The organism is Bacillus sp. AY3-1 (assembly GCF_008368785.1).
In the GTDB taxonomy this organism is placed as follows: domain Bacteria; phylum Bacillota; class Bacilli; order Bacillales; family Bacillaceae_G; genus Bacillus_A; species Bacillus_A wiedmannii.
In genome coordinates this window covers 43,375-69,688 of the sequence record NZ_QORZ01000016.1, presented here as the reverse complement: position 1 = coordinate 69,688, position 26,314 = coordinate 43,375, and the positions used below count along the sequence as shown (strand labels likewise).

26 protein-coding genes and 2 pseudogenes are annotated in these 26,314 nt (G+C 34.3%); 4 read left to right on the top strand and 24 right to left on the bottom strand.

The window, feature by feature from the left end:
- The first annotated feature begins 19 nt into the window (after nt 1–19).
- Nucleotides 20–196 (top strand): DUF1272 domain-containing protein, encoded by a 177-nt coding sequence (locus tag DN389_RS11440; RefSeq protein WP_060487780.1) that lies wholly within the window; start codon nt 20–22, stop codon nt 194–196.
- Nucleotides 197–264: 68 nt separating this feature from the next.
- Here DN389_RS11440 and DN389_RS11435 read toward each other — a convergent pair whose 3' ends face one another.
- From DN389_RS11435 to DN389_RS11350, 18 genes and pseudogenes are all read right to left on the bottom strand, one after another.
- Nucleotides 265–1,326, bottom strand: coding sequence for a lactonase family protein (locus DN389_RS11435; protein ID WP_141555036.1), 1,062 nt, complete (start codon nt 1,324–1,326; stop codon nt 265–267).
- A gap of 136 nt (nt 1,327–1,462) precedes the next feature.
- Complete coding sequence (gntK, locus tag DN389_RS11430; protein ID WP_149237135.1) at nt 1,463–3,004, bottom strand: gluconokinase; 1,542 nt, start codon at nt 3,002–3,004, stop codon at nt 1,463–1,465.
- 267 nt (nt 3,005–3,271) lie between these two features.
- Entirely contained in the window at nt 3,272–3,940 is a 669-nt protein-coding gene (fsa, locus tag DN389_RS11425) for a fructose-6-phosphate aldolase (RefSeq protein ID WP_048546534.1), read from the bottom strand.
- 51 nt (nt 3,941–3,991) lie between these two features.
- Nucleotides 3,992–4,885, bottom strand: coding sequence for a phosphogluconate dehydrogenase (NAD(+)-dependent, decarboxylating) (gnd, locus tag DN389_RS11420; protein WP_098802393.1), 894 nt, complete (start codon nt 4,883–4,885; stop codon nt 3,992–3,994).
- 96 nt (nt 4,886–4,981) lie between these two features.
- Nucleotides 4,982–6,466, bottom strand: coding sequence for a glucose-6-phosphate dehydrogenase (gene zwf / locus DN389_RS11415; RefSeq protein WP_149237134.1), 1,485 nt, complete (start codon nt 6,464–6,466; stop codon nt 4,982–4,984).
- A gap of 389 nt (nt 6,467–6,855) precedes the next feature.
- The gene (locus DN389_RS11410) at nt 6,856–7,365 is read right to left on the bottom strand and encodes a heme-degrading domain-containing protein (protein ID WP_176546154.1); all 510 of its coding nucleotides are present in this window, start codon (nt 7,363–7,365) and stop codon (nt 6,856–6,858) included.
- 217 nt (nt 7,366–7,582) lie between these two features.
- Nucleotides 7,583–8,004: pseudogene (locus DN389_RS11405) on the bottom strand (STAS/SEC14 domain-containing protein).
- 107 nt (nt 8,005–8,111) lie between these two features.
- The gene (locus tag DN389_RS11400; protein ID WP_149237133.1) at nt 8,112–9,431 is read right to left on the bottom strand and encodes an aromatic amino acid transport family protein; all 1,320 of its coding nucleotides are present in this window, start codon (nt 9,429–9,431) and stop codon (nt 8,112–8,114) included.
- A 1,017-nt stretch (nt 9,432–10,448) separates the two neighbouring features.
- A complete protein-coding gene (locus DN389_RS11395; protein WP_149237132.1) occupies nt 10,449–11,132 on the bottom strand; it encodes a DUF3888 domain-containing protein in 684 nt (227 codons plus the stop codon).
- Nucleotides 11,133–11,226: 94 nt separating this feature from the next.
- Nucleotides 11,227–11,562, bottom strand: coding sequence for an IDEAL domain-containing protein (locus tag DN389_RS11390; RefSeq protein ID WP_000987459.1), 336 nt, complete (start codon nt 11,560–11,562; stop codon nt 11,227–11,229).
- Between the two features lie 124 nt (nt 11,563–11,686).
- Nucleotides 11,687–12,100 (bottom strand): Rrf2-family transcriptional regulator SaiR, encoded by a 414-nt coding sequence (saiR, locus tag DN389_RS11385; RefSeq protein WP_001083471.1) that lies wholly within the window; start codon nt 12,098–12,100, stop codon nt 11,687–11,689.
- Nucleotides 12,101–12,326: 226 nt separating this feature from the next.
- A complete protein-coding gene (locus tag DN389_RS11380) occupies nt 12,327–13,439 on the bottom strand; it encodes an RNA-guided endonuclease TnpB family protein (protein ID WP_048560054.1) in 1,113 nt (370 codons plus the stop codon).
- A gap of 350 nt (nt 13,440–13,789) precedes the next feature.
- Nucleotides 13,790–13,924 carry a BA3454 family stress response protein gene (locus DN389_RS11375; protein ID WP_000573513.1) on the bottom strand — a complete coding sequence of 45 codons (135 nt, stop codon included), beginning with the start codon at nt 13,922–13,924 and terminating at the stop codon, nt 13,790–13,792.
- Nucleotides 13,925–13,954: 30 nt separating this feature from the next.
- Nucleotides 13,955–14,350, bottom strand: a complete 396-nt coding sequence (gene spxA, locus DN389_RS11370; protein WP_075309480.1) for a transcriptional regulator SpxA — start codon at nt 14,348–14,350, stop codon at nt 13,955–13,957.
- 358 nt (nt 14,351–14,708) lie between these two features.
- Nucleotides 14,709–15,275, bottom strand: coding sequence for an SGNH/GDSL hydrolase family protein (locus DN389_RS11365; protein WP_149237131.1), 567 nt, complete (start codon nt 15,273–15,275; stop codon nt 14,709–14,711).
- Nucleotides 15,276–15,291: 16 nt separating this feature from the next.
- Nucleotides 15,292–16,116 (bottom strand): MBL fold metallo-hydrolase, encoded by an 825-nt coding sequence (locus DN389_RS11360; RefSeq protein WP_088609548.1) that lies wholly within the window; start codon nt 16,114–16,116, stop codon nt 15,292–15,294.
- Between the two features lie 25 nt (nt 16,117–16,141).
- Nucleotides 16,142–16,702, bottom strand: a pseudogene (locus DN389_RS11355) (DUF7010 family protein).
- 27 nt (nt 16,703–16,729) lie between these two features.
- Nucleotides 16,730–17,569 carry a phosphotransferase gene (locus DN389_RS11350; protein ID WP_088122718.1) on the bottom strand — a complete coding sequence of 280 codons (840 nt, stop codon included), beginning with the start codon at nt 17,567–17,569 and terminating at the stop codon, nt 16,730–16,732.
- 176 nt (nt 17,570–17,745) lie between these two features.
- On the opposite strand from DN389_RS11350, the gene DN389_RS11345 reads away from it, so the two are divergent.
- Nucleotides 17,746–17,955, top strand: a complete 210-nt coding sequence (locus DN389_RS11345; RefSeq protein WP_044443258.1) for a hypothetical protein — start codon at nt 17,746–17,748, stop codon at nt 17,953–17,955.
- 33 nt (nt 17,956–17,988) lie between these two features.
- Here the strand turns inward: DN389_RS11345 and DN389_RS11340 are convergent, their stop codons facing one another.
- The 6 genes from DN389_RS11340 to DN389_RS11315 all read right to left on the bottom strand — a co-directional run bounded on the left by DN389_RS11340 (nt 17,989) and on the right by DN389_RS11315 (nt 23,246).
- Nucleotides 17,989–18,888: a PhzF family phenazine biosynthesis isomerase gene (locus DN389_RS11340; RefSeq protein WP_097858387.1), complete on the bottom strand. Its 900-nt coding sequence runs from the start codon at nt 18,886–18,888 to the stop codon at nt 17,989–17,991.
- Nucleotides 18,889–18,899: 11 nt separating this feature from the next.
- Complete coding sequence (locus DN389_RS11335; RefSeq protein ID WP_149237130.1) at nt 18,900–19,673, bottom strand: GNAT family N-acetyltransferase; 774 nt, start codon at nt 19,671–19,673, stop codon at nt 18,900–18,902.
- Complete coding sequence (locus DN389_RS11330) at nt 19,670–20,374, bottom strand: SDR family NAD(P)-dependent oxidoreductase (RefSeq protein WP_097858385.1); 705 nt, start codon at nt 20,372–20,374, stop codon at nt 19,670–19,672. Before DN389_RS11330 ends, DN389_RS11335 begins: the two co-directional genes overlap by 4 nt.
- Before the next feature lie 53 nt (nt 20,375–20,427).
- Nucleotides 20,428–20,934: a GNAT family N-acetyltransferase gene (locus tag DN389_RS11325; RefSeq protein WP_149237129.1), complete on the bottom strand. Its 507-nt coding sequence runs from the start codon at nt 20,932–20,934 to the stop codon at nt 20,428–20,430.
- A 145-nt stretch (nt 20,935–21,079) separates the two neighbouring features.
- The gene (locus tag DN389_RS11320; RefSeq protein WP_149237128.1) at nt 21,080–22,579 is read right to left on the bottom strand and encodes a class I adenylate-forming enzyme family protein; all 1,500 of its coding nucleotides are present in this window, start codon (nt 22,577–22,579) and stop codon (nt 21,080–21,082) included.
- Nucleotides 22,580–22,712: 133 nt separating this feature from the next.
- Nucleotides 22,713–23,246 carry an NAD(P)H-dependent oxidoreductase gene (locus DN389_RS11315; RefSeq protein ID WP_137035964.1) on the bottom strand — a complete coding sequence of 178 codons (534 nt, stop codon included), beginning with the start codon at nt 23,244–23,246 and terminating at the stop codon, nt 22,713–22,715.
- Nucleotides 23,247–23,370: 124 nt separating this feature from the next.
- Here DN389_RS11315 and DN389_RS11310 point away from each other — a divergent pair, with 124 nt between their 5' ends.
- Together DN389_RS11310 and DN389_RS11305 are read left to right on the top strand one after the other, a co-directional pair.
- On the top strand, nt 23,371–23,694 hold the full coding sequence (locus DN389_RS11310) for a winged helix-turn-helix transcriptional regulator (protein WP_001072997.1): 324 nt from the start codon (nt 23,371–23,373) through the stop codon (nt 23,692–23,694).
- A 1,102-nt stretch (nt 23,695–24,796) separates the two neighbouring features.
- Nucleotides 24,797–26,248 carry an FAD-dependent oxidoreductase gene (locus DN389_RS11305; RefSeq protein ID WP_149237127.1) on the top strand — a complete coding sequence of 484 codons (1,452 nt, stop codon included), beginning with the start codon at nt 24,797–24,799 and terminating at the stop codon, nt 26,246–26,248.
- Nucleotides 26,249–26,314: the final 66 nt, after the last annotated feature.

Below are 26,314 nucleotides of genomic sequence, written 5' to 3'. Positions count from 1 at the left end.
AACTAAAAGGAGACTTACTATGGCACTCGAAATGAAAACAAACTGTCAAATTTGCGATCAATCTCTCGAATCAAATTCCGAAGCCTACATTTGCGTGTATGAATGTACATTTTGTGCACCGTGTACAGAAGAAAGACACAACGTTTGCCCAAACTGTGGCGGCGAATTAGTACGTAGACCGAAAAAGAAACAATAAAAAGCAAAGCGATATCGCTTTGCTTTTTTACTGTTTTTGGGATATATAGAAATTCTACCAATCACAAATTAAACGTTCAAAAACTTCACACAAACAGGCTCTGGTACAATAACATCAGATTGTAACAATGTTAACTCACCTGTCGTTTCATTTCTTGAAAATAGCACAAGGTTATGTGACTTTTCATTTGTAGCAAGAAGAAACTTTTCAGTCGGATCTAATACAAAGTCCCTCGGCCAATTTCCTTCTGTAAATGTATGTGCAACAAATGTAAGCTGGCCTGAATTTTGATCCACACTGAAAACAGCAATACTATTATGACCGCGATTCGCCGCATACACAAAACGGCCGTCAGAAGAAATATGAATCGCACTTCCTTGACTATTGTCATCAAATTCTTTTGGAACGGTAGAAATATACTGCAACTCTGTAAAGGACCCTTCTTCCGGATTATATGATAATGCAATAACTTCCGAACTAAGTTCAGTCATTACATACGCATACTTTCCGTTCGGGTGAAAAGTAATATGTCTAGGACCACTTCCTGGGTTCACAGACAAGCTATTCACTTCCTTTAACTTACTATCTTTTATTTCATACGTAATGATTTTATCAATTCCTAAATCAACGCCTACCACATATTTTTCATCAGGAGTATATCCCGCGTAATGCGCATGTGGTTTTTCTTGTCTTTCTTTATTTGGACCAGAACCTTCATTTGCCATAATCGATGTAACAGGATTTACAGTTCCATCTTCTTCATTAACTACGAAAGACTCAATTGTTCCTTTATGGTAATTTGCTGTAACTACCGTACCGTTTTCACTATCCACACTAATATGACAAGGAGAAGCCCCTTCTACTACTTGTCTGTTTTGTTCCGTTAGCTCTCCTGTATAACTGTTAATTGAATAAGCAGCTACACCACCAGCTTCGCCTTCCTTAACAACAGAATAGAGATATTGATTATTTTTGCTAATCGTTACATATGTAGGGTTATCCAGCTTAGCCGCAAGCGTTACATTACTAACTTTTTGTGCTTCTGTATTTAAAGTAAAAGTATATATCCCTTCACTATTTTCTTTCGTGTACGTTCCAACATATCCAATAAACTCTTTGTTATCCGTCATTTTCATAACCCTCTCCCTATAGTTTTTTTCATCATACTTCTTACCAAGTTCATAAAACTATTTTTGATTGAAAGAATATCCTAAAAAAATCGGAGTACCTCTTTATAAGTTACCATATTTTTCTGCCAAATAACCTCTAAACCCATTTTTTCTGAAAAGCTGCTATACTTTCATATTCTTCTTCCAAGTGACGGGCCAAACGAATATAGATCGGTATTAATTCTTTATATTTCTCCACACTTTCCATGTTTGGCTCATGATAAAAATTGGCACCTACCATATTAGAAACTACATGTAATGTATTTATTTCACCTAAACTATATAAACCAAGGATAGCTGCTCCTAGACAAGAGCTTTCGAAACTTTCAGGAACATATACGTCTTGATGAAAAATATCTGCCATCATCTGTCTCCAAAGTTCCGATCTTGCAAAGCCACCTGTCGCTTGAATTTTTTTCGGTTCGCCAATTAGTTCTTTTAAAGCAAGGAGAACTGTATACAAGTTATAAATGATTCCCTCTAAAACAGCACGGATAAGATGCTCTTTCTTATGATGTAGTCCAAGCCCAAAGAAAGACCCCCGCGCATTCGCATTCCATAAAGGAGCTCTTTCTCCTGCTAAATACGGATGAAATAATAAACCATCAGATCCAGGATTAACTTTTGCTGCTATTTCAGTAAGCAATTCATAAGGATCTTTTCCTAAGCGCTTCCCATGCTCAACTTCTAACGCACATAATTGGTCACGAACCCACCTAAAAATCATACCACCATTATTCACCGGTCCACCAATTACCCAAAGGTCCTCAGTTAACGCATAACAAAAAGTCCTACCCTTCGGATCCGTTACAGGATGATTTGTGACAACTCGCACTGCACCGCTCGTACCAATTGTAATAGCAACTACTCCAGGTTCTATTGCATTCACACCTAAATTCGATAGTACTCCATCACTCGCTCCTATTATAAAAGGAGTAGTAACAAGTACATTCATCTCTCTTGCAAATTCTTCATCTAATCCTATTAAGGTGTGCGTAGTTGGAACGAGTTTAGAAAGCTTTTCCTCCGAAATTCCTGCAACACGAAGAGCTTCTTCATCCCATTTTAAAGATTTCAAATTGAACATTCCTGTTGCTGATGCTATAGAATAATCAATTACATATTCCTTAAATAACTTATAGAAAACATATTCTTTAATAGAAATGAATTTATAGCTTTTTGCAAATAAATCAGCATGTTCATTTTTAAGCCAAACTAATTTCGAAAGTGGTGACATAGGATGGGTTGGTGTTCCAGTACGAAGGTAAATTTCATGACCATTCATATCATTCTTTATTTTTTCTGCCCAACTTGCACTTCTATTATCTGCCCAAGTAATGCATCTCGTTAACGGCTTCCCTGCTTCGTCTACAACAATGACACTATGCATTGCCGAACTAAAAGAAACACAAAGAATATCAACTGGCTGTACATTACTTGATTGTATAGTCTCTTTAATCGTATGTATGACCGCTTGAAAAATCTCTTCTGGATCTTGTTCTGCTATTTCTGGTGCGGGCGAATATAAAGGATATTCAATCCCATGGCTTGCAATAACAGATCCATCGATCGAAAACAAAACTGCTTTTGTACTAGTTGTCCCAATATCTACACCAATCATATATTTCGAACTCACTATGTAACCCCTTTCAAATCATTCCTATAACAAAAGAGCACCATGGTGTCTACAAAAAGACGCTCCCTTATGAGAGCTATGTTTTCATAAACTTCACTCTCATAAGGGGACCCTTTTTATAACCATTGTGCTGTTTTGAAAATGCATGGTGTCTTTTCATATCGCTGCTTTTACGTAATAAGGTACCAAACTCGAGATTTATTTTAAAGGATGAAGTTACATAGAGATTGGTCCTCTCGTGAAAAAGCAATTTGTTTAAACTTTACTTCCTTATAACTTAGGCGCCTTCGCCCAATCCGCAGCAAACTTCTCAATACCTTGGTCTGTTAATGGGTGCATAGCAAGTTGTTCAATTACTTTATAAGGAATTGTTGCAATGTGAGCACCTGCCATTGCTACACGAGTGACATGGTCTGGATGTCTAACAGAAGCCGCAATAATTTGTGTATCTAATTGATGAATATCGAACAATTCAGCTATTTTAGCAACTAATAGCACCCCATCTTCAGAAATATCATCTAGGCGACCTAAAAATGGTGAAACATACGTTGCACCTGCTCTAGCAGCTAAAAGGGCTTGGTTCACAGTGAAAATAAGTGTAACGTTCGTTTTCACACCTTTTTCAGTAAGGTAGCGGCAAGCTTCTAATCCTGCTAGTGTCATCGGAAGTTTTATCGTGATGTTTTTATCGCCACCATTAATTTTAATCAGTTCTTCTGCTTGTGCGATCATTTCTTCAGCTGCCACAACATCTGGAGTTACTTCTGCCGAAACAGATTCAACTTTAGGCACTGCCTGACAAATTTCTGCAATACGGTCTTCAAACTTAATGCCCTCTTTCGCTACTAAAGAAGGATTCGTTGTAACGCCGGCTAAAACTCCAAGTTTATATGCTTTTTTTATGTCCTCAAGATTTGCAGTATCAATAAAAAACTTCATAATTCATTCCCTCCATTTTTTAAACGTTAACGAGTTATAATTTTAAGATATTTATTTCTTTTCTACCGCATGTCCACCAAATTCATTGCGCAGTGCTGCTACAACTTTTCCTGTAAACGTATCATTGTCTAATGAGCGGTAGCGCATTAATAGAGACATTGCGATAACAGGAGTTGCTGTTTGAAGATCTAAAGCTGTTTCTACTGTCCATTTTCCTTCACCAGAAGAATGCATAACACCCTTAATCTCATCCAGTTTGGCATCTTTAGAAAATGCATTTTCAGTTAATTCCATTAACCAAGAGCGAATAACTGAACCGTTGTTCCATACTCTTGATACTTTTTCATAATCGTAGTCAAATTCACTTTTCTCTAGAATTTCAAATCCTTCACCAATAGCAGCCATCATACCGTATTCAATTCCGTTATGAACCATTTTTAAAAAGTGACCACTACCAGCTTTTCCTGCATATAAGAATCCATTTTCTACAGCTGTATCACGGAAAATAGGTTCAACGATATCCCAAGCTTCTTGATCTCCTCCGATCATGTAACACGCACCATTACGAGCGCCTTCCATTCCGCCAGAAGTTCCTGCATCCATAAAGTGAATACCATCTTTCTTTAATTGCTCATATCGGCGGATAGATTCTTTATAATGCGAATTACCAGCTTCAATTAAAATATCTCCTTTTGATAAAAGCGGTGTAATCTCATTAATAACAGAATCAACAACAGCGTGCGGAACCATTACCCAAAGAATTCTTGGTGATTCCAATGATTGAACAAGTTCGGTTAAACTAGATGTACCTGTAGCACCGTACTCTTTCATTTCTTCCACCGCACTCGTATTTAAATCAAATGCTGCTACTTCATGTTTATGATCCATTAAATTCTTCCCTAAATTTAATCCCATTTTACCTAAACCAATTAATCCTACTCTCATAATATAATTCCTCCTTGAATTACCTTTCATCATAAATACATGTTAATAAAATGATGAATATCTTTTTGTCATATTGCTTTACTTATAAGGATGTACTTATTTTTTCAATTCCTCATCTAACCACCATTTAAATTCACTTTCTTGTAATAGAGCATGAGCAGCATCCGGACCATACGAGCCAGACTCATATTCATGAAGAGGTAACAAGTTCTCTTCGAACGCTTCAAGGATTGGCTGCACCCATTCCCATGACAATTCAACTTCTCTCCAGTGTGCAAAGAATGTAGAATCTCCGCATATAGCATCATAGATAAGCCTTTCGTAAGCTTCAGGTATTCCCACTCCTGTTTGCTCACAAGTGAAATGAATACGGATCGGTTCAAGCTCTCCATTGTTCAATGGATTTTTACTATTTAATTGGAGTGAAACATTTTCATTTGGACTAATTTCAATGATTAACAAATTAGGCGCTGCATTTGGATTACTATCTTGATACTGCTGTTTTAATGTATTTTTAAACTCAATTACAATACGAGTAGACTTTTCTTTCATTCTTTTTCCTGTTCGTATGTAAAAAGGAACATCAGTCCAAAATGGGTTATCAATCCATAAGCGAGCCGCAACAAATGTGTCCGTTTGAGAAGAAGGATTTACTCCCGGCTCCTCTCTATACGCTACAACTTGTTGTCCTTTTATCTCCCCGGAGGCATATTGTCCGCGAATGATATGGTTCTGCACGTCTTCTTTTTTCACTTTACGAAGAGTCTCCATCACTTTTCGTTTTTCCTCACGAATTTCACATGCATTTATCTTTTCCGGCAGATTCATTGCAGTCATCATTAATATTTGCAGCATATGATTTTGAACCATATCGCGAATTGCTCCTGCATGATCATAATATCCTGCCCTTTCTTCTACACCAACCGTTTCACTAGCTGTTATTTGTACATTCGCTATATGTTCTTTATTCCAAATCGATTGGAGAACAGGGTTTGCAAATTCAAGCGCTTCAATGTTTTGAATCATCGGTTTACCTAAATAATGATCAATACGGTATATTTCGTCTTCTTCAAACGTTCGGCTAAGCTTATCATTCAGGTCTCGGGCAGATGGAAGATCATGACCAAACGGTTTCTCAATCATTAGGCGCTTCCATCCATCTGTTTTATCAAGTCCACTTTCTTTAATATTTAAAGCAATGGTCTCAAAGAAGTCAGGAGTAACTGAAAGGTAGAACATTCTATTCCCTTGTATATTTTGTTCTTCTTCCCTTTCATGAACTACTTGTAATAACCTTTTATAATCTTCTGGCTTATTCACATCTAACGGACAATAACGAAAATACTCTAAAAAATCTTCTATTTTCGGAGTACCTTCTTCTCTGCGACGAGAAAAAGTTTCTATGGATTCTTTTACTCTTTTTTGAAAATCTAAATGAGATACTTCACGTCTTCCAAGCCCGATAACAGATATTGGCTTTGGAAGCTTTTGATCTCTATATAAGTTATATAGCGCGGGGTAAATTTTCCTTTTCGCTAAATCCCCTGTCGCTCCAAATAAAACAAAGGTCATCGATTCCAATTTCAGTCCTCCTCGTGATGTATAGTCATTGCCAATATAGTAAGAATGCATTGTACAGAAGCTACTATTATTGTTGATCCAATCTTACTTCTTAACTTCTAATTTTTTATATTTGTCGCTTTCTAATTGTCCCCAATATTAATAGTGGCAATTCAAAGCATTTTCCCCACATCCTACTTACTCAGTTATACTTACATAAAATAACTAAATTATAAAAAGTAATTAAATTATTTTATGTCTATCATATTAACTACATAGATTATTATCGTCAAGGAAAGTGTCTTGAATTAAAGATTTTTCATTTCGTAACATCTTATTAAAAATATGTTCATGAACTGAATAATAAAAAGGAAAAACCGAACATATTATTGTTCGGTTTTTCCTTTTTATTATTGCTTTAAATGATTTTTAACTGCCCTTATAACTAATTCATGATCTTCTTCTGGTGGTAACCCTGAAACTGTTATCATTCCAATAACTCCTACATCTTTTATTTGCACAGGAACGCAACCACCAAACGCAGCATAATCCGACCTATCTAAAAGATACTTTTCATTATATGGAACACCCGTTATTTCACTTTGTATTTGCATATAATACGAGCTATGATTGTGCAAAGAAACAACTCGTTTTTTACGCTCAATCCATTTCGTATTTTCCTCAGTTGTCCCCGTCATCTTGAAATGAAATAGTTGCACACCATTTTTCGTTATATCAACAGCAATCAATTTCCCTTCTTTCCTCGCTGTTTCAACGATAAATAAACCTATTTGCAGTGCATCTTCATTTGTAAAAGAGGAAAATTGAAGTGTTTCCTCCTCTATTAAAATTTGTTTACTTATTTCATTCAAATTTGAAGTGCTCATATGTTTATCCCCCTTACTCACTTTATGCCACATTGCTATTTTTAAAATTATGCGACCCTACCGTACGGACTTTCCATATAACTAATAACGTAAAGCGTATTCTTTTCTTCTTGGTGCTATTATGAATTATATTTAACGCACTAAAAATGTATGTCCTCTAGCGCTAAACATTTCGTATAGAAGTTTTCTTCCAGCTACTACTTACAAGCATAAAAAACCAGTTGCTTAAGCAACTGGTTCACTAAAAGTTTTATCTAGGATATTCATTCAACCAAAGGAATGCTTGTTCATAATCATCGAAAAATTTTACATATTTTTTGTATTAGATTGTTGTAAATAACTCAGTATCTCCCCTTCTTCAAGGAGAAAAGCAATTGCCTTACTGTGATTCAAAATCGTTTCATTGAAAAACTTATCTTTCCATACTTTTTGAACAGAAAAATGATCTGGCGTGTACCCTTTTCTATCTACCAGCAATTTGTATTTCCGTCCCTCGGAAATGAATTGCTGACAAACTTGCTCGAAACGATTAAACCATTCATAAACATCATCTGTTTTAATCTTGCCTATAAGACGAGTAACAATTATATCTCCGGAAACCGTTGTAATAATATTCAGTTTACTCAATCTGAAATCATCTCCCTTAGTTACAATTATGCGTGAATCCCTCATAAAATCAATAAGATCAAACTGTAACGCATTAAAAAGGGACAGACTCTCCAAACGGAGAAACCTGTCCCAAAATCGTTCTATTTTGCATTAGAACTAACAATCGTGAATTAGAATAATGATTTAATACTTGCTAAAACAGTAAGTACACCTACAATAATAACAAATACGTTACTCATTTTCCCTTTGTATTTAGCTAGTACTGGTACTTTTTGAATCGCATACATCGGTAATAGACATAAGATAGCAGCAACTAATGGACCGCTTAGAGAATCAATAAGTCCAAGAATACTTGGATTTGTATAAGCAACAAACCAGCATGATAATACAACAAAAGTAAGGACGATTGTTTTAATTGTTTTTTCTTCAATAACTTTTCCACGTGATTTACCGAACTTAATAATCATGTCACGCATTACTTCAAATGCTCCGATATAATGGCCAAGGAAAGATTTTGTAATAGCCACAAAAGCAATGATTGGAGCTGCAATCGTAATTACAGGTGAATTAAGCTCATTAGCAAGATATGAAAGGATTGATAAGTTTTGCTCTTTTGCCATTTTTAAATCCTCTGGAGTCAAGCTTAATGTACTACTCCAAACGAAGAACATAACTACAGCGAATGTCATGATATAACAAACTTTTTGTATTTGCGCACATTTAGTATCAGTAGCTTCTATTCCATACGTAGCTCTCTGTTTCACAACAAATGATGAAATCATAGGTGAATGATTAAATGAGAATACGATGATTGGTAGAATCAACAGTATCGTTCCAAAATATCCTGTTCCTGTTGAAGCAGTAGAAACAGCTGAAAAGCTAAGCATTGACGTATTCCACTGTGGAATTAAAGATATTGCGATAAACAGTAGAGAAGCTATGAAAGGATACACTAGCATACTCATGATCTTTACAGTAATATCTTGACCAAAATTCAGTATAGCGATAAGACCAAGAACTAATACAAGTGATAAAATAGCCCTTGGAGGCTCTGGCATGTGCAATTGATGCACGATAAAACTACTTGCAGTATTTGTAAGCGCAACCGAATACATTAGCACGATTGTATAAATTGAACCGAAATATACGATGTTAAAAATGATACTTGCTTTATTTCCGAAATACTCTCTAATTGTACCTGTGATCCCCTCATCAGCAGAATTAGAAGCGTATATCATTTTAGCAAGTGCCCTATGTGAGTAATACATAACTGGATATGCAAGCAATGTAATTAGTAGTAATGATAATAAACCACCTGAACCTGCATTAATCGGTAAAAAGAGCACCCCTGCTCCAATTGCAGTTCCAAATAGGCTCAATGCCCATGTAGTATCCTGCTTATGCCACTTTTTCGGATCTGCATATTGCTCATTTTCTAGTGCGATATTTTCAGCTTGAACTTCTATTTTCTTTGCAGTATTCCCGTTCATATAATAACTCCCCCTTGTATCCTATTCTTGCGTATCTCTTTATAGCTAACGAACATTCCCTTTTTTCGGAAAATAAATTCCTTACAAGTTGCCCCACATTGTATGTCCTTCATCATAATGAATCCAAATTGAAACATTCGCTAGTTAGCGTCCTAACATAAATGTTAGCGTTCACAAAAAAGTTTACTCGTACTATCCGCTCTTTATATAAAGACCGCTTAAGAGAACAATATTGAATAGACTTCATAAATACGTTGCAACATTTCTAATAACAGTGTGTTACTTTAATGGTTTCTCTTACTTACTTGTAACAGTAATTTTAGATAAACCGGCCTCTCTTCATTTATGAGGCATTTCTTTCTCAATTCTATACATCACTTTCATAACTTCGGCAGCATTTATGGTATTGATTACACAAGCCACTGAAGCACTTTACATACATTTCGCCTCTAATCACACGCCTTTCTTTCTATTAATCGCATTTTTTATATTTTCTCCAGAGATCATAAAATTTCTCTCGACGCCCTCATTATAACGTGTATATTTATAAAATTAATATTTTTATATTTTCAGAAATATTCAATGGATATAATTTTACATGGATAATAATTTACAGTTAGCATACAACCCTTGTTCCTATCGCTTATAACGGAATTAATCAGCAAAAAACACAGTAAAATATTGTTTATTCAAGATACTCATTTTAAAAATTTTTATATTCTTCTTTATCTAAAAATTTTATTTTGATTTAAAAAAGATATTCTAATAAATAATTAACCTGGTTAAAAAGAAATTTCTTTTTAAATGCATAAACCAATTTTTAGGTTATATATTATCAATATTGCATTCATATACATTTTTAGGAAAATACATATTTTAACTTGATGACAATAAGAGAACCGCTAACATTTCGCAAAAATCTTCGCTAAACGAAAAAATAAAATAAGCTGCCCATATATGGACAGCTTATTTACATCATTATCATTGTTAGGTGTAGGCAAACGAATCACTTCAATGTCATCTTAATTTTAGTTTTTTCAAATCTTCTTCAGGGATATTTCTATGTTTGTAATGAATGGATTTTAGTTCATTTACTTTTATACGAAAAGTAATTGTGTCCTCTCCATAAGGCGGATTGTGTGCCCCTTCAAAAGTTTGAATTTGCACAGTTACATAGAAAATATAATTTGCTTCGTCTTTTGTTATTTCAACAATTTTTTCAGAACCTCGGTACCAAAGCTTCGGTTCCTTATAATATTTTTCAACTTCTTTACTTATTGGTTCTAATAAAAGATTAATTACTACTTCTTTTAAATTTTTTTTTGGTACAGTTATTCTGTTAATCCTTTTTCTATTTACATTTATAATTTTCCAAAAACCACTTTTCTGTTCAACGGTATAAAGAACATTCGTACCATCCTCTTTCCAAAGATGAAAATAACCTTTAGTCCCCTTAATATATAATCGTGGTTCATCAATCCATTCACCTTCTGTTTGAACTATACCTAAAAACAGTTGCGTAAGCGGCGTTATCTTATAACCTATTTGATTAAAGTCACCAAACGAATAAAGTTCATAACCAGTTAAATCTATGTCAAAATATTCGTTGATTTCATTTTCACTTTTTCCAATTGCTTGAGCAGAAATACAGGGTAATAAAAAACTCAGAAGATATATGATGCTAATTATTTTTATTTTCATACCATCAATCACCTCTTTTATTAAAATGCAACAAAAGAGATGATATTATTGATTATTACACCATTAAACCTATTAAATAAGAATAATGTAATCTTTAAAACCCCTCATTAACTAGCTCTTTTATCAAGTTTAATTTTGCAGAGAGCTCAATAAACCATTCTTCATCCCCTGTTAATAATGCAAGGTCTATAAGATAAAGGATTTGCTCCTTATTTATTACTTTTGATTCAGGGAGTTTGTTAACGTGTTTACTAAAAAGTAAAATTGCTTCGTTCATTGTGTACTTGTCGTCACGTTTCACAATGCTAACTGTAACTACATCTTCCACTTCATCAAGTGATACAATGTAACCAACTATGAATTCACCCTCATTTGATATTCCACGAACCCAATCTCCCACTTTTAAAACATGATTATTATTTGACATCATACTTTTCACCTTCTTATAAATATTTTTTGTAACGATAAAAAAGATATAAAAACTAACTTTAACTGTAATTCTTTTTATTACAGTTGTTTTTTAAGAACTCACGGCTACATAATAATTAAGCCGCTTAACGTTCTTGATTAATAAGGTCAACAACTTCTTTCATTGTATAATTCTTTAAATATTCACCTAGATGTTCTTCCGCACCTAAGAAAATAGCAAAAAGAACTTTCCGCATGTTCGAACCTACAATACACTGATCATTTGATTCTGGACACTTCGGCTGCAATGCACCTTCAGAGGTTATTTGATACATATTCCAAAGATTAATTTCACTTAAATCACGGGCAAAAATAAAACCTCCACCAGTTCCCTCTTTTGATTGTATAAACTTATGTTTTTTTAACAAACTTAGCACTTTGCGAATGCGTACTGGATGAACACCTGCACTTTCTGAAATAGCATTACTTGTTGACATCCGATCTGGCTGTAAAGCTAAATAAGTTAAACTGTGAATGGCCAAGGTAAAGTCGCTGTTCATCGTTGTCCTCCTACGATAAAAAATATGATTTCTCGCTTAGTAACATACTGTAGCCATAAATATTACAGATAGGTTAGTCAAACGGTGAACTACCCACCACTTAGTACCTCTTACGAGCTTACTTGAAGTAGGGGCTTCTCGGTTCATCGCTACTTTTGATAGCTAACGAATTTGTCCTAGGACAGCCGAGCTAACTCCCTTGTTCCAAAGGTTATTTTATTACTATTTATGCCAACACTAATAAGCGGATGGCTTCCTTTTTGATATTGATCGCTGCATTATAATCACGGCCAATTGTGAGTCCACACAAACACGCATACGTGAGTTCACATAATGGCATTTCTTTTTTATTTCCACAATTACTACACATCTTTGTAGAAGGAAACCATTTATCTATTTTTACAAGCTGTTTTCCTTGTTCTTGTAGCTTATATGCTAAAAATGTCGTGAACATCCTCCAACCGTTGTCCGCTACACTCTTACCAAATCTAAATGCTCGTGACATTCCTTTCATATGTAAGTCTTCGATTGCTACAACGTCAAAACTCGTAGCTAATTCTTTAGACTTATGATGAAGAAAATTTTTACGTTGATTGGCGACCTTTTCATGCAACTTCGCTACACGAATTCGTTGTTTATTCCAGCGTTCTGAACCTTTCACACGTCTTGCTAATACTCGTTGTGCCTTCGCTAATTTCTCTAACATCTGACGATAAAAGCGAGGATAATTGGCTTTCTCATCTTCGCTACTCACGTACAATTCAGCCATTGCGAAGTCTAATCCAACTACACTTTGTACTTCTTTTTGTACAATCTCTTTTTCATATTCAGTCAAGATGGACACATAGTATTTACCAGTAGGTGTCATCGAAATCGTACACGATTTGATGATATGTTTTGGCGGGATTTCTCTATGTTGCTTCAGTTTCACCATTTTCAATTTTGGTAATTTGATATAACCATGAAATAACATAATATTTCCGTTTACTCGATTCGTTGTATAGGATTTTCTACTCTTTTTACTTTTGAATGTAGGAAAATCACTTTGACCACTAAAAAAATTCTTATAAGCAGTTTGCAAGTTTAATTGAGCGTTGGCCAATGCCAATGAATCAACTTCTTTCAACCATTCATACTCTGTCTTATATTTTGCAGGAGTAGGGAATTTTTCTTTCTTTAGTTCTTCCTTGTTCTCTTTATATTTTTCATATACTTCTTTTCGTTCAGCTAACATTTTGTTATACACAAAACGTACACACCCGAATGTTTTTCGTATGAGATGTGCTTGTTCTTCTGTTGGATACAGACGGAATTTATACGCCTTATTCTGCTTTGGCATATCCATTCACCTCATTTTCCATAAGCTATGACGGTGATCACACAACCTGAACACTACAAGATTATTATCTACTTTCATTGTTATACCAAAATTCCCCTCTTATAAGACTGATTATATCAGAGGCGAAATAAATAGGAAAACCAAATGTTTGGCTACGCCAAACCGAAATTCATCTCCCAAATGCCGCTAGACTATCGTGTTTCACACGCCTGAGGAAGGAGACTTCTTTCGGATAATATGTTAAAATATTCAAGAATAATGCTTAGCATGAAAAAATTAATCCCTTTATATTCTATCAGAACTCCCCTATATCTCCTAACTTCATTTAGCTTTTTAAGTTGCAAATAAATTTAAACAGTCCACTGTTTCTTAACTTGTTCTTCTGCCAATTGTTTAATTTTTGTCCAAATCGTATCTTTACTCACAATAACATTTGTGTGATAGTTTCTATCTTTATAATTAACTGTAACACATACTTCAATCACTTCTGTTTCCTCCTTTCAAAATATTACTTATTAATTAGCCATTTTTTGCAATTCAATATTCAAAAATGTTCGAACGCTACGCGGTAAAAATTTGCGAATTTCTTCCTCGTTAAAACCAACCTGTAATCTTTTTTCGTCCAGCATAATTGGACGACGTAACATTTGAGGATACTCAATTATTAATTTATAAAACTCATTAAGCGAAAGCGCCTCAATATTTATATTTAATTCCTGAAAAGTTTTAGATCTAGTTGAAATAATTTCGGTAGCACCATCTTCAGTTAAACGAAGAATGGATTTAAGTTCATCAACTGTAAGCGAATTTGATACGATATTTTTTTCGATATAATCAATTTGATGTTCTTCAAGCCATGCTTTTGCTTTTCGGCACGAACTACAGCTTGCTGTCGTATATAAAATCACCATATTTTACACACACTCCTTTACTTTTTAAATTATTATATAGATTATTGAAATGTATTAAAAAAAATTACAGTTTAGAATGAAATACACGTTATATTTTTTATTCGAGAATATTTAATTTATCTGTTTTTTACAAACAATAGCAGCTCACTTCTAAAAACTATACTGTAATTTTAAACTTTACAGTTCCATTAATCAACTGTTAAGTCTTGGATGCATTCCATTAGCGAAATAAATTATATTCCACTTTATTCATTTCTTCCCGACATGTTTAGCATAATAAAAGCTACTGCATTGAACACAGCAGCATTGTAGGAAGAAATACGCGGACAAAAAAAGCAAAGCGCGCACACTTTGCTTCTTACAAAATCCCTTTTAACTTTTTACCAATTAACTCCGCTACATATTCATAACCTTGTCGACCAAAATGCAAACCGTCTTTTTCATCATCTTCTACTAATCTTTTATAATGAGGCTCTTGAATCATTTCAACATATAAATTTAAAAAATAACTTCCTGTTTCCTTCGCCACTTCTTCTACTACGTCTGCATACTGACCAAGTACTTTATTTGTTCTATTATGCTGACGTTCTTCATCAACTGGCGCAGGACTAATAAGTAATATCTTTTCTGGTGAAATCATACTTACAATCTTCCCTAAATTATCTTTGTATACTTGTAATGGTACTGGATTGAATAATACCGAATCATTCGTACCAAGAAAAACTGTTACAAAGTCTGGTTTATGTGATAGTACATCCTCTTCAATCCTATGTAACGCATCGAACGTATTATCACCCGGAACCCCCGCATTTACCACCTTCCAATTTGGAAACATCTCCCGCAAACGCGGTGTTAACCTCGGTGTTCCATCAAAAAACGTTTCATCAGCTGTAACACTATCACCAAAGCATACTAACGTTTTCATAGAGCTAACTCTCCTTTTACGTACGAAACAACTTTCCTTCTACCGCCTTAATATATCTTTCAGCAGAACGTTCCACTGCCTCATTTGCATTCTCTTTCACTACTCGGTGAAAAGCATTATATAAACGATTAAATTGTAACGGCTTCACTCGATTCGCCATTTCCTCCACTTTTCTCGCCGGTAATGGAATTAAGTTTGGATAGCTGTACATGAAGCTCACCCACTGCTGATCCGCTACGACTTGAATAATATCACCTGTTAATAAAATACCTTTCCCACCATTTCCTTCTTCCCAATGTAATACAGAACCGCCGCTAAAATGTCCTCCGAGACGATGAATAGTAATTCCGTCCGCTAATTGTAAAGACTCGCCAGACCAATAAATAATACGGCTACTCGGGCGTACTACCCACTCTTTATCGTCTTCATGTATATAGATTGGTACATCAAACGTTTCTGCCCATTCTACTTGCGTTGAATAATAATGAGGATGAGATAGTGCTATCGCATCTAACCCGCCCCACTCCTTTATCTTCTCAATTGTCGTTTCATCTAAATAAGTAATACAATCCCATAGTAATCGATACGCTTCCGTTTTTACTACATATCCCGTTTGACCAATTGCAAATGTCGGTTTTGTCGTAATACTATAAAGCCCATTTTCTTCTTCTATCATTTCATTTTTATATGTACCACTCGATTGCAAGTTTTCTAAAGTCGTCCAAGACTGTCCTTTCGGATTCACATATTGTCTCTCCTCATCACAAATAACACAACTTACCGGTTCTTCCACACTCGCTGCATACTGTACGCCGCACGTTGTACAAACGAAATTTTTCATCATAATTCCCCCTATCCCTATATTTTTATGAAGCTGATTTTTGTTGATAATGATCTACTTTTTTATTTTCAATTACTAAACCTATTAGAGTCAGTAAATAGACAACTGTAACTGCCAATGGAATGACAGTAAATCCATTGTCTGCAAAAAGAATCCCGCAAACTGACGTTACGAGCACAGTCCCTACTGACAATACACCATAACTTTTACTTTCATAAATCCATACGTACGGTACAAAATGAACCCCTATTAACATCGCTACTACAAAAGGTAGCCACTCTGGAAATTGAAAATAGGCAAGTAATACAAACGGAATATTTAATACATTTATCCCGCCAATTAATCCAGCTAAAGTTCCTAGCGGATTTCCTTTCGCAAACATATCAATTTTCAATATAGCAGCTATCATTTAGGCAAAAGGAAATACACAACCCATACCAATTAAATACACCCACACAACTTGCTTTTCTGAAAGAAGAACGCCCGTTACACTTGCTACAATCCAAAATAAAATACCAGCTATTATAACTGGAAATCCTCTTTTCGTTCTTTGTGCTAAATCTCTTTTTGCTTCTAGAATGTTCATTTCACTATCTCCCCCAAACTATTTGTACTATAAAGCTGGCTTAATTTCGCCCATCCAATAACGCCAAGCTACTAAGTAATCTTCTAAATCTTTCGGGTGGTGTCTTAAACATGTATCTATACGCAAATATAATCCTATGACTATCTCCTCGTACAAATCTCGTTCTTTTTTATGAAATACACATTGTTTCATCGCATAATCAATCGTTTCTTTCGTTAAGTCTTCCGGAGTTGAACAGAACGCATAAATTAAGTCATACAAAGGATTTCCAAGGACTGGTAACGGATCAATTACTCCATGTAACCTATTTTCTCGAAATATAAAATTATGAAATCCGAAATCACCATGTAATAAAAAGGGTTGATTTACTCCGGCTTCCCTATTTGCTAGTTTAAGAACCGTTCTATATTCTTCTTCACTTATGTAACATCTTACATTTTCATAAGCTTCCATCACATTTGCAGTTAAAAATTCATTCCAAGATTGAACCGGACTTTCTTTCCATCCCCAGACTTCTGCCTCTGGAAACATTTTATATTTATTGATAACTTCTTTTACAAGTGTACGAAGCGTACTTCGTTTATATCCTTGTTTACACGAAGTATTACCTTCCAGGAAAGAATACACGAAATATGTATGTAAAGGTTCCTTAAACAAAAGCTTTGAAAATAAAGTATTCCCCTCATAAAAAGAAAGAAAATTGGCTTCTTCACGTATTACTTCCGCTTCATTCAGCTTTACTACATATTTTTCGTCCAACAAATATACAGTACTTGTCGTTCCTCCGTTTAACGCTTTTACGCTATTTGGAGCATGTGAAATAACTTTCTCCTTAACTAGTTGTGCAGCAATTATTGAAATGTCCATTCTCTCACCCTTTAATTTCGAAGATCGCCTCAATTCAAAAGACAACTTTACTATTATTTGACAAACGAATAGGAAACCCCTTCCAAAATCTTAATATAACAAAAATTCATTTACTTTTATATTTCAAAAATAAGGAAATACTAACAACAACGTTACATACATATTAGGAGGACAATATGAAACCTGAATTTTTAAAAGCAGTACATGATGCCATTGGAAGTGTCGAACACATTCATATAGAAGAAAGCGGTGCTGACAGCTTACTTATCCATCATGATGATGCACAGCAATTACAACAAGTCGCTAAAACGTTAGAAAACAACAATTTCCGCTCTGCTTTAAGAACAACTGGAGATGCTTCGTATATTGAAGTGTTGAACAGATAATGAAAGTCCGGATGTATTCCGGGCTTTCATTTCTTATATCGAAATTTCAAACTCTTTTACATACACCGCTGTTCCCGCAATATCTATTTGTAACTTTTCATTCTCTACATCTTTCGTTACATATACCGTTACACGACCATCTTTATTCATTTCCTGTCCTTGTTCAACAATTAACTCCATTTCATGGTCAAAATCTTTTTCCAAATACATCGCATAGTACGCTCCCATTACACCTGAAGCTGTTCCTGTCACTGGATCTTCTATTGTTCCAGAGTAAGGTGATGAAAAATGACGACCGTGCATTTTTGCTTCTGCATTATATGTTTCTGTGCAAAGCGGATGAATAGAGGCATTTGGTATTTCTTTTAACACAAATGGAAATTCATTATTATTAGGTTTCATTTTCTCACATGCTTCTAGATTTTTAACAGGTACAATTACAGTCCAAATACCAGTACTTCCATATACAATTGGTAATTTTCCATCTAAATCATTTACTTCCAGACCAATGCTGTGCGCTAATGCCTCTTGGGAGCCTGTAAAACTTTGAAACTGGGGTGTTGCTTGTCTCATTTTAATAAAAGTTTCTCCACTTTCATTCGCACCTATATGTATCGGCAAAATCCCTGCCTTCGTTTCAATTGTTAAATTATGATTCCCTTCTAATAATCCCCTTTCATGAAGCGCATATATAGTCCCTACTGTCGCATGACCACATAAATCCATTTCATGACCGGGAGTAAAATAGCGAATCTTTATATCTGCTTCTTTTGAAGAAAGAACAAAGGATGTTTCATTAAACCCAACTTTTTCAGCAATACGCTGCATTTCTCCTTCCGTTAATCCATCCGCCTCTAATACAATACCTGCTGGATTCCCCATATTCGGTTTATTCGTGAATGCGTCATAATGAAATACGTTTATAGTCTTCATTTTCTTTTCTCCTAACTTTCTTTAAAAATTTTATAATAAAGCTCTATCTCTGTTTTCACCGAACAATGATTTCTCCAAAATATCTTCTGCATCTTTTCATTTGAAGTATGTGTGCTTCCGATGTAATAAGTAGCGCCCATTTCCTTTAACATATGTAAAGATTGAAGATGCAGTTGGGAAGAGATTCCTTTCCCGCGATAATGAGGCATTACCCCAAAGTAAAATAATCGTCCTTCATTTTCCGTTCCAGACTCTATATGCGGTATGGACAAACCAATCGGATCATTTTTATCATAAAAAACAATGCATGACTTCTCCCAACCTTTACCTAATTCTGTTTGCACTGAATGAAAATGCTCATCAATATTTAAAATGGAAGTTTGATTTCCTGAGTTCAACATACATTGCTCCCAAATGTATTTAAAATCTTTTGCCGATAACGTTTCTCCTATTGAACGGTATGCAAATTGTTTTTCAAGCGCCTCTATATCGTCTAACTCTCTACACACTTCTATCTTTGCTGCATGTAAAGAAAAATCCGCATCAAGTAACACTCCCGCACTTGAGTTATAACTACTAAACCTTTTATTTAATACAATACTCGCTCTTTTCAACTTCCAGTTAAAACAAATTTCTTCAAATCTACTTATCTTTCCTTTATAAGTTTGTACGTTATAAAAGGCATCTTCTTCTATCTCTTCAATCGTTACTGCATTTGGTAAACCATTTAATACTTTTTTAGAGGGACCAAATAGATTCTGAATGATTGTAAGATCGTATATCACCACTTTAATTCTCCTATCCCTGGCTCAATAAACTTCCCTGAAACATCCTCATTTGAATCAATTACCCAATCATATATATTTTGCGCTCCTTCAGCCGGAGTCATATTCGCATCAAAGGCACCGATATCAGTCTTTAATTTTCCTGGGTGAATTGCCGTTACACGAATTCCTTTATTCTCAAATTCTTGTTGTAAACAAAGTGTTAACATATTTTGCGCAGCTTTAGCAATTCGATAGGAATATGAGAACTGTCCTTGCGGAAACTCTTTGTTCGCCATTTTATGTAGTGATCCTAACCGAGAGGACACATTTATTATTCTCGGCTGATCCGATTTAGCTAAAGCCACATATGTACCTTTTACAGCTCGAATTACGCCTAAGCAGTGAATATTAAATAAGTCCGTTAACTCTTCTGAATTTGTATGTAAAATCTCAGTCTCCTTTCCAGTAATTCCAGCGTTATTTATAACTAGATCCATATACTCTGTATATCCCTCGAGCTGGTCCTTAATCTGTTCCGTACTCTCATTAAGTGATAAGTCTGCCAATATAGGAAAACATCTACAACTAAACATTTGCTTCAATTGCGTTACCGCAACCTCAGTTCTAACTAACGGATAAACGATATGCCCATTTTCATGAAATACTTTTACTAACTGTAACCCTAACCCGCGATTTCCCCCTGTAATTAAAACTCTCATATATCCATCTCCTTATTTTTAAAATAAATAAGAAAGTCCATCCATTTACCATTCTATAAAGAAAAGGCCTCTTTCTTGCATTCAAGTGAAAAACCTGTTCTTTCCGCAAGACGAACGGATGGCTCATTATCAACATGTATATGTAATTCAATTCTGTGAAAATGAAGACTATTAAAAAATAACGATAACGCAGCTTTCACACTTTCAATACCATATCCATTTTTCCAGTATTGATTATGTATGGAATACCCCATCATCGCCCATTGATAGTCCATACGTAAAATTTTTATAAGCTCTAGCTTCCCAATATTAGCCCCATCTTCTTTACGAAAAATACCTAATACATACATCTCATCTCGATGTGCTGCTTCATCAAAACCTCTTATCCATTCCGTGAACCATTCTTTTGTTGATGATGCCATAACTTGATGGCCATCGTCATATTTATACTGCGATGGTAGCCTCTTATGAAATCCATATAGCCAATTTTCATAATCATCATTTTGAAACGGACGAATTATGAGCCTCCCTGTTTCTACTTGTAATAACGGTAGCTTCATTTATATCTCTTCCTTTTATTAATGATTGAATATTCTTTATTATCTTATACAAAATACAAAATCTAGTAAATTATTATGTTCTTTACAAACAAAAAATCCAGTTATGCTTTGTACATAACTGGATTCCTCATCATCTAATCGTTTTTTATTTTACAAGTACACCTTCTCTTAATTCCCTCTTCAACACTTTCCCTAAAGCATTTTTCGGTAATTTGTCCATAAATACAACGTCTGGTATTTTATAACTTGCTAGTTTCTCTTTACAATGCCGTATAATTTCTTCTTCCGTTAAAGACGTTTGCATATCTTTTACAATATATGCTGTCGGAATCTCTCCCCAAAAGTCATCTGGAACTCCAACTACTGCAACTTCTAAAACACCATGTATTTCATGAATAACATCTTCTACTTGATCTGGATATACGTTGTCACCACCGCGTATAATAACGTCTTTATATCTTCCCATAATATGCAGGAATCCATCATCATCTATCATGCCAGCATCGCCCATGTTAAACCAATTATCTTTTACTACCTTTTTTGTCGCCTTTTCATTATTCCAATACCCTTTAAACATGTATGGACTTCTTACATGAATCTCGCCAACTTCATTTGTTGTTAGTTCATCACCTGTTTCTGGATGAATAATTTTTAACTCTACATGTTTCAAAGTTTTCCCTACAGAAGACATCTTTTCTTTTCCCATCATTGGATGCCATGAAGTTACAACCCAACCTTCTGTACTCCCATATCCTTGCACCATATATATTCCTTTTTCCATATATTTTTGAATAAGTTTTTCTGGCACTTTTGTACCACCACTTTGTGCTACTTTAAAAGTTGAAATGTTACGTTCTTTTTTATTTAGCTCCTCAAGCATGTAGCTATAAACAGCTGGGAATGCAAGCATCGTAGTAATTTTCTCTTCTTCAATCTTATCCCAAATAAGAGCAGGATTCGAATCAGCTAAAAAGATCATCGTAACACCATGATAAATACAATTTAAAATAGAAAGCACTCCACTCATATGAAATAATGGATGCACGGATAAAAAGCGTTCACCTGCTGGAAATTCTCTTTGGCCCGCAATCTCAGAAAAATAATGATGTAAGTTTTTATGTCCAATTACACATGCTTTTGCCTGTCCAGTCGTTCCTGAAGTAAATAAGTAAATCGCATCATCATCTTCATGAACTTCTACGTTCGGTTCTGTCATTGACTGTTCTTGTAATATTAATTCAAATGAACCAAAGCCTTCTTTTGTCGTTTTAATTACAAAAGGAATTTCTTTAACAGCATCAATCTTTAAAGCTTCATGAAATTCTTCATCAATAACTAACACTTTTAATTTTGCTTCTTTTACAATCGTTTCTAACTCATAAGCAGTAAGCTGATGATTTAACGGAATACATACAGCTCCAATTTTTAAACTTGCCATCATAACGCTCGGAAACGGATGATTATTTTTGCATAGTATTCCAATACGATCTCCTCTTTGTACACCGTTATGTAGCAAATAGTGTGCAAGCTGATTTACTCGTTCATTATACTGCTGAAACGAATACCTTTTCTCTCCCCCTACAAGCGCTTCCAAATTTGGTGATTGCATTGCTCTTTTTTGTAATAATTTTTGCATCGTTCTCAAGTAAAACTCCCCTTTATATATATTAGGTTTTTTATTTTATCAGATTAACTATTAATTTACTAAAGATTACACTTAGTGAATATAAAATCAATAAAAATAGCCATCTACTTAACAAGTAAATGGCTATTTCCTCTTATATATTAGAATACTCCTTATTCATCACATAGCGCACATACTCCGGTGCACTTTTATTAATCTCTTCATCACTTAATTTATATTCGGCACCATATAAATAAAATGAAGGTATAAATTTCATGTCTGTATATAAGCACGTAGCTTGAAATGGTTTCGTTAACTCATCCATTGTAATCCCGCTATTTTTATAGTCTTTTTCTAATCCACCTATAGAAATAGCTAGACCAAATTCTTTCCCTTTCACTTTATCTCCTTTTGATCCGTACGCAAATCCATATGTTAATACATCGTCAAACCATTTTTTTAATAATGGTGGTGAACTGTACCAATAAAGCGGAAATTGAAATATATATCTGTCATGTTCTACTAATAGCTTTTGCTCTTCCTCAATATTAAACTCCCAATTCGGTGCCGCTTTATATAATTCATGCACCGTTATTTCATCCGAATGTTCCTCAAGTTCTTCGATCCATCTTTTATTAATTTTTGATTTTTCAATATCAGGGTGTGCTACAATTACAAGTGTTCTCATCATCTTCCATCCCCTTTTTAAATTATTCAATCCTTTACGTATTAGTATGAGTGAGTCACATATAATTGAAAAGTACGTACTTTAAAGTGCTATAGGAACCTTAAAGTACCTGTGGAGGTGTTATATGAATCAAAATGAAGACTGCCCAATTGCAACGACGCTCGATGTAATCGGCGGAAAATGGAAAGTTCATATTTTATGTGTTTTGATGGATGGAAAAATGCGAACAAATGAAATCCGACGAGAAATCCCAAACATTACGCAAAAAGTTCTAACTCAACAACTTCGCCAACTTGAAGCTGATAGGATTATCCATCGTACTGTATATCAAGAAGTACCACCAAAGGTTGAGTACACAATAAGCGAATACGGGAAATCTTTAATGCAAATTATGGATGAACTATGTGAATGGGGAAAAGATCATCAAATGAAAAGATTACATGACTAAAAGAACATTACCGTCTTTATTAAATCTTCTACATTCATATTAGTAGTTCAATATTTCTACTGAAATTTTATATTAGAGGTACTCCAACAACTCGTAATTTAGAAGCCCAAATCTTTCAAAAGTAAAAAACAATAACATTCATCTATAAATGCTCTTTATAACAAAAGTATCCTATACTTTTTACCTTATATTTTATTCGGACACTTTTTATTCATTGAACCGCATCCTAGTTGTTAGACATATAGTCAACAATTTGAGATGTGGTTTTATTATTCGGATAACAGCTCTCATCAACTTTAATAATCATGACTGCAGACAAAATACTTTGCAAAGAGTTCCTGTACAAGGTGATTTTTCACATAGACTTACCAAATAGAATTTTTATAAAAAACTTCTCACATTTAAATTGGACAAGCATATTTTATTATATGGGGACTCCCTACTCATAGAAAACTACCTTTCTATTCTAAGAGCACGCATATTTGTGTGCTCTTAAACTATTTACAATAAAATAAAGAGTTTATTAATTTGCTTAATTCACTATCGGAAAAGTACCCATAATAATATCTTTATATTTATCTATTGTTTTTTGATTTTTATAAAACTATATTATTTTGGAGTTGGTTAATACGTTACAAAAAACTGACCGTGTAATCATTATGGTCCCCCCATTTTCACAAGTGTTTGTTACATTTTACTCCTCATCAGGAGAACTCCTTTCATCACAAGTCTTATCTAATACCTCTCCACATCCTGTATCAATGTATGCACTTAATGAAATTGAAAGCGAATTATTTGAAGTCGAGTTACAACCACTACTACTTCATTAAAACTACGAATAGCAGAAAGACCTTTACAACTCCCATATGGAACTACAGTAGTAGCATTTTTAGCAAAAATAGTACAAGCAGAAGAAGCTGCAAACACGCTATATAGCTTTAACTACACACTTACTAAGTAAACTTCTCCTAGGAACTTCATTTTAGTTTCCTCGGAAACCAAAATGAAGTATAATTATATATGTACAATTGATAACATTTATAAATCTATTTACAATTTTTAACATTAGCTCTTAAACAATTAAATAAATGGAGGGCATGATATGGACAATTATTATGATGTAGCGGTAGTTGGTGGTGGTCCAGTTGGACTTATGGCAGCATGTGAATTAGCTATCCAAGGCGTAAAAGTTGTTGTTTTAGAGAGAAGATTAGACCGGGTACGAAATTCTAGAGCACTCACACTACACCCCCGCTCCTTAGAATTGATGGCTATGAGAGGTATTGCAGATCGATTTTTAGCTAGAGGAAAGAAATTAAATACAAGTCATTTTGCTGCCTTAGATACAAGATTAAACTTTAAAAATTTAAATACTGATTTTCCGTATACACTTTTTATTCCCCAATCTATTACAGAAGAAATATTAGAAGAACGTGCATTAGAATTAGGTGTAGTCATTAAACGCGGGTATACTGTGAAAGACTTAAAACAAGATGAAACATTCGTACAACTAGAAATAGAACAAAGAGAAACAATATATAAAATAGAAGTTCCATATGTAATAGGAGCTGATGGAGCAAGAAGTATAGTTCGTGAATTATCAAATATACCGTTTAATGGAACAAACACAACAACTACTGCTATATTAGGTGATGTTATTTTAGAAGATATACCAGATACTCCATTTTTATCTACTTCTAATATAAATGGGATATTAATGATGGTACCTATTACACCTGATGTATTTCGTTTTGCAATTGTTGATCCTAAGAATCAGACAATACCTGTTCATGTTGCTGTTACAGAAAAAGAGTTTATAGATAGTATTTATAGTATTACAGGTGAACATCTTCAAATTAAGAACACAATATGGCTTTCTCGTTTTGGCAATGCAACCAAACTAGCAAATACTTATCAACATAAGCGTGTATTCTTAGCAGGGGATGCAGCACATATTCATTTCCCTGCTGGAGGACAAGGTTTGAATGTAGGTCTACAAGATGCTTTTAATATTGGCTGGAAATTAGGACTCGCAATAAAACAAAAAAAATATGAAAGCCTATTAGAAAGTTATCATATTGAAAGACATGCTGTGGGAAAACAATTTTTCAAGGAAGTACAAGCGCAAGAACAATTAATGATAAACTTTTCAAACGCAGGAATGGAATTAAGGGGTTTATTTTCGCACCTACTTACATACCCCGAGATAAATCACGATTTATCTGAAAGAGTAAGTGGCTTAGGAATAATGTATTCATCGATGCACGATACAGAAAGGCATCCATTGATAGGAAAAAGATGTACAAATCTCACTATTTCTTCTCTAAATAAGAAAAGTTATAAACTCTTTGAATTAATGCAGGATGGTAAATTTATCTTATTAATACACCCTTCTTATATAGATAAGATAAATAAAATAAATATTGATTCACACATAAAAGTGATAATAGGAGAAATACAAGATTCCAAGTTAAAAAATATAGATACCGTTTTGATTCGACCGGATGGTCACATAGCCGACATTGAGTATAACAAGGTAAATAACTGCGAATAGTCCAGAAAAATGATTATCAATTGTATTAGTGATACAATTGATAAATTCACTTTTATAAAACGAAAA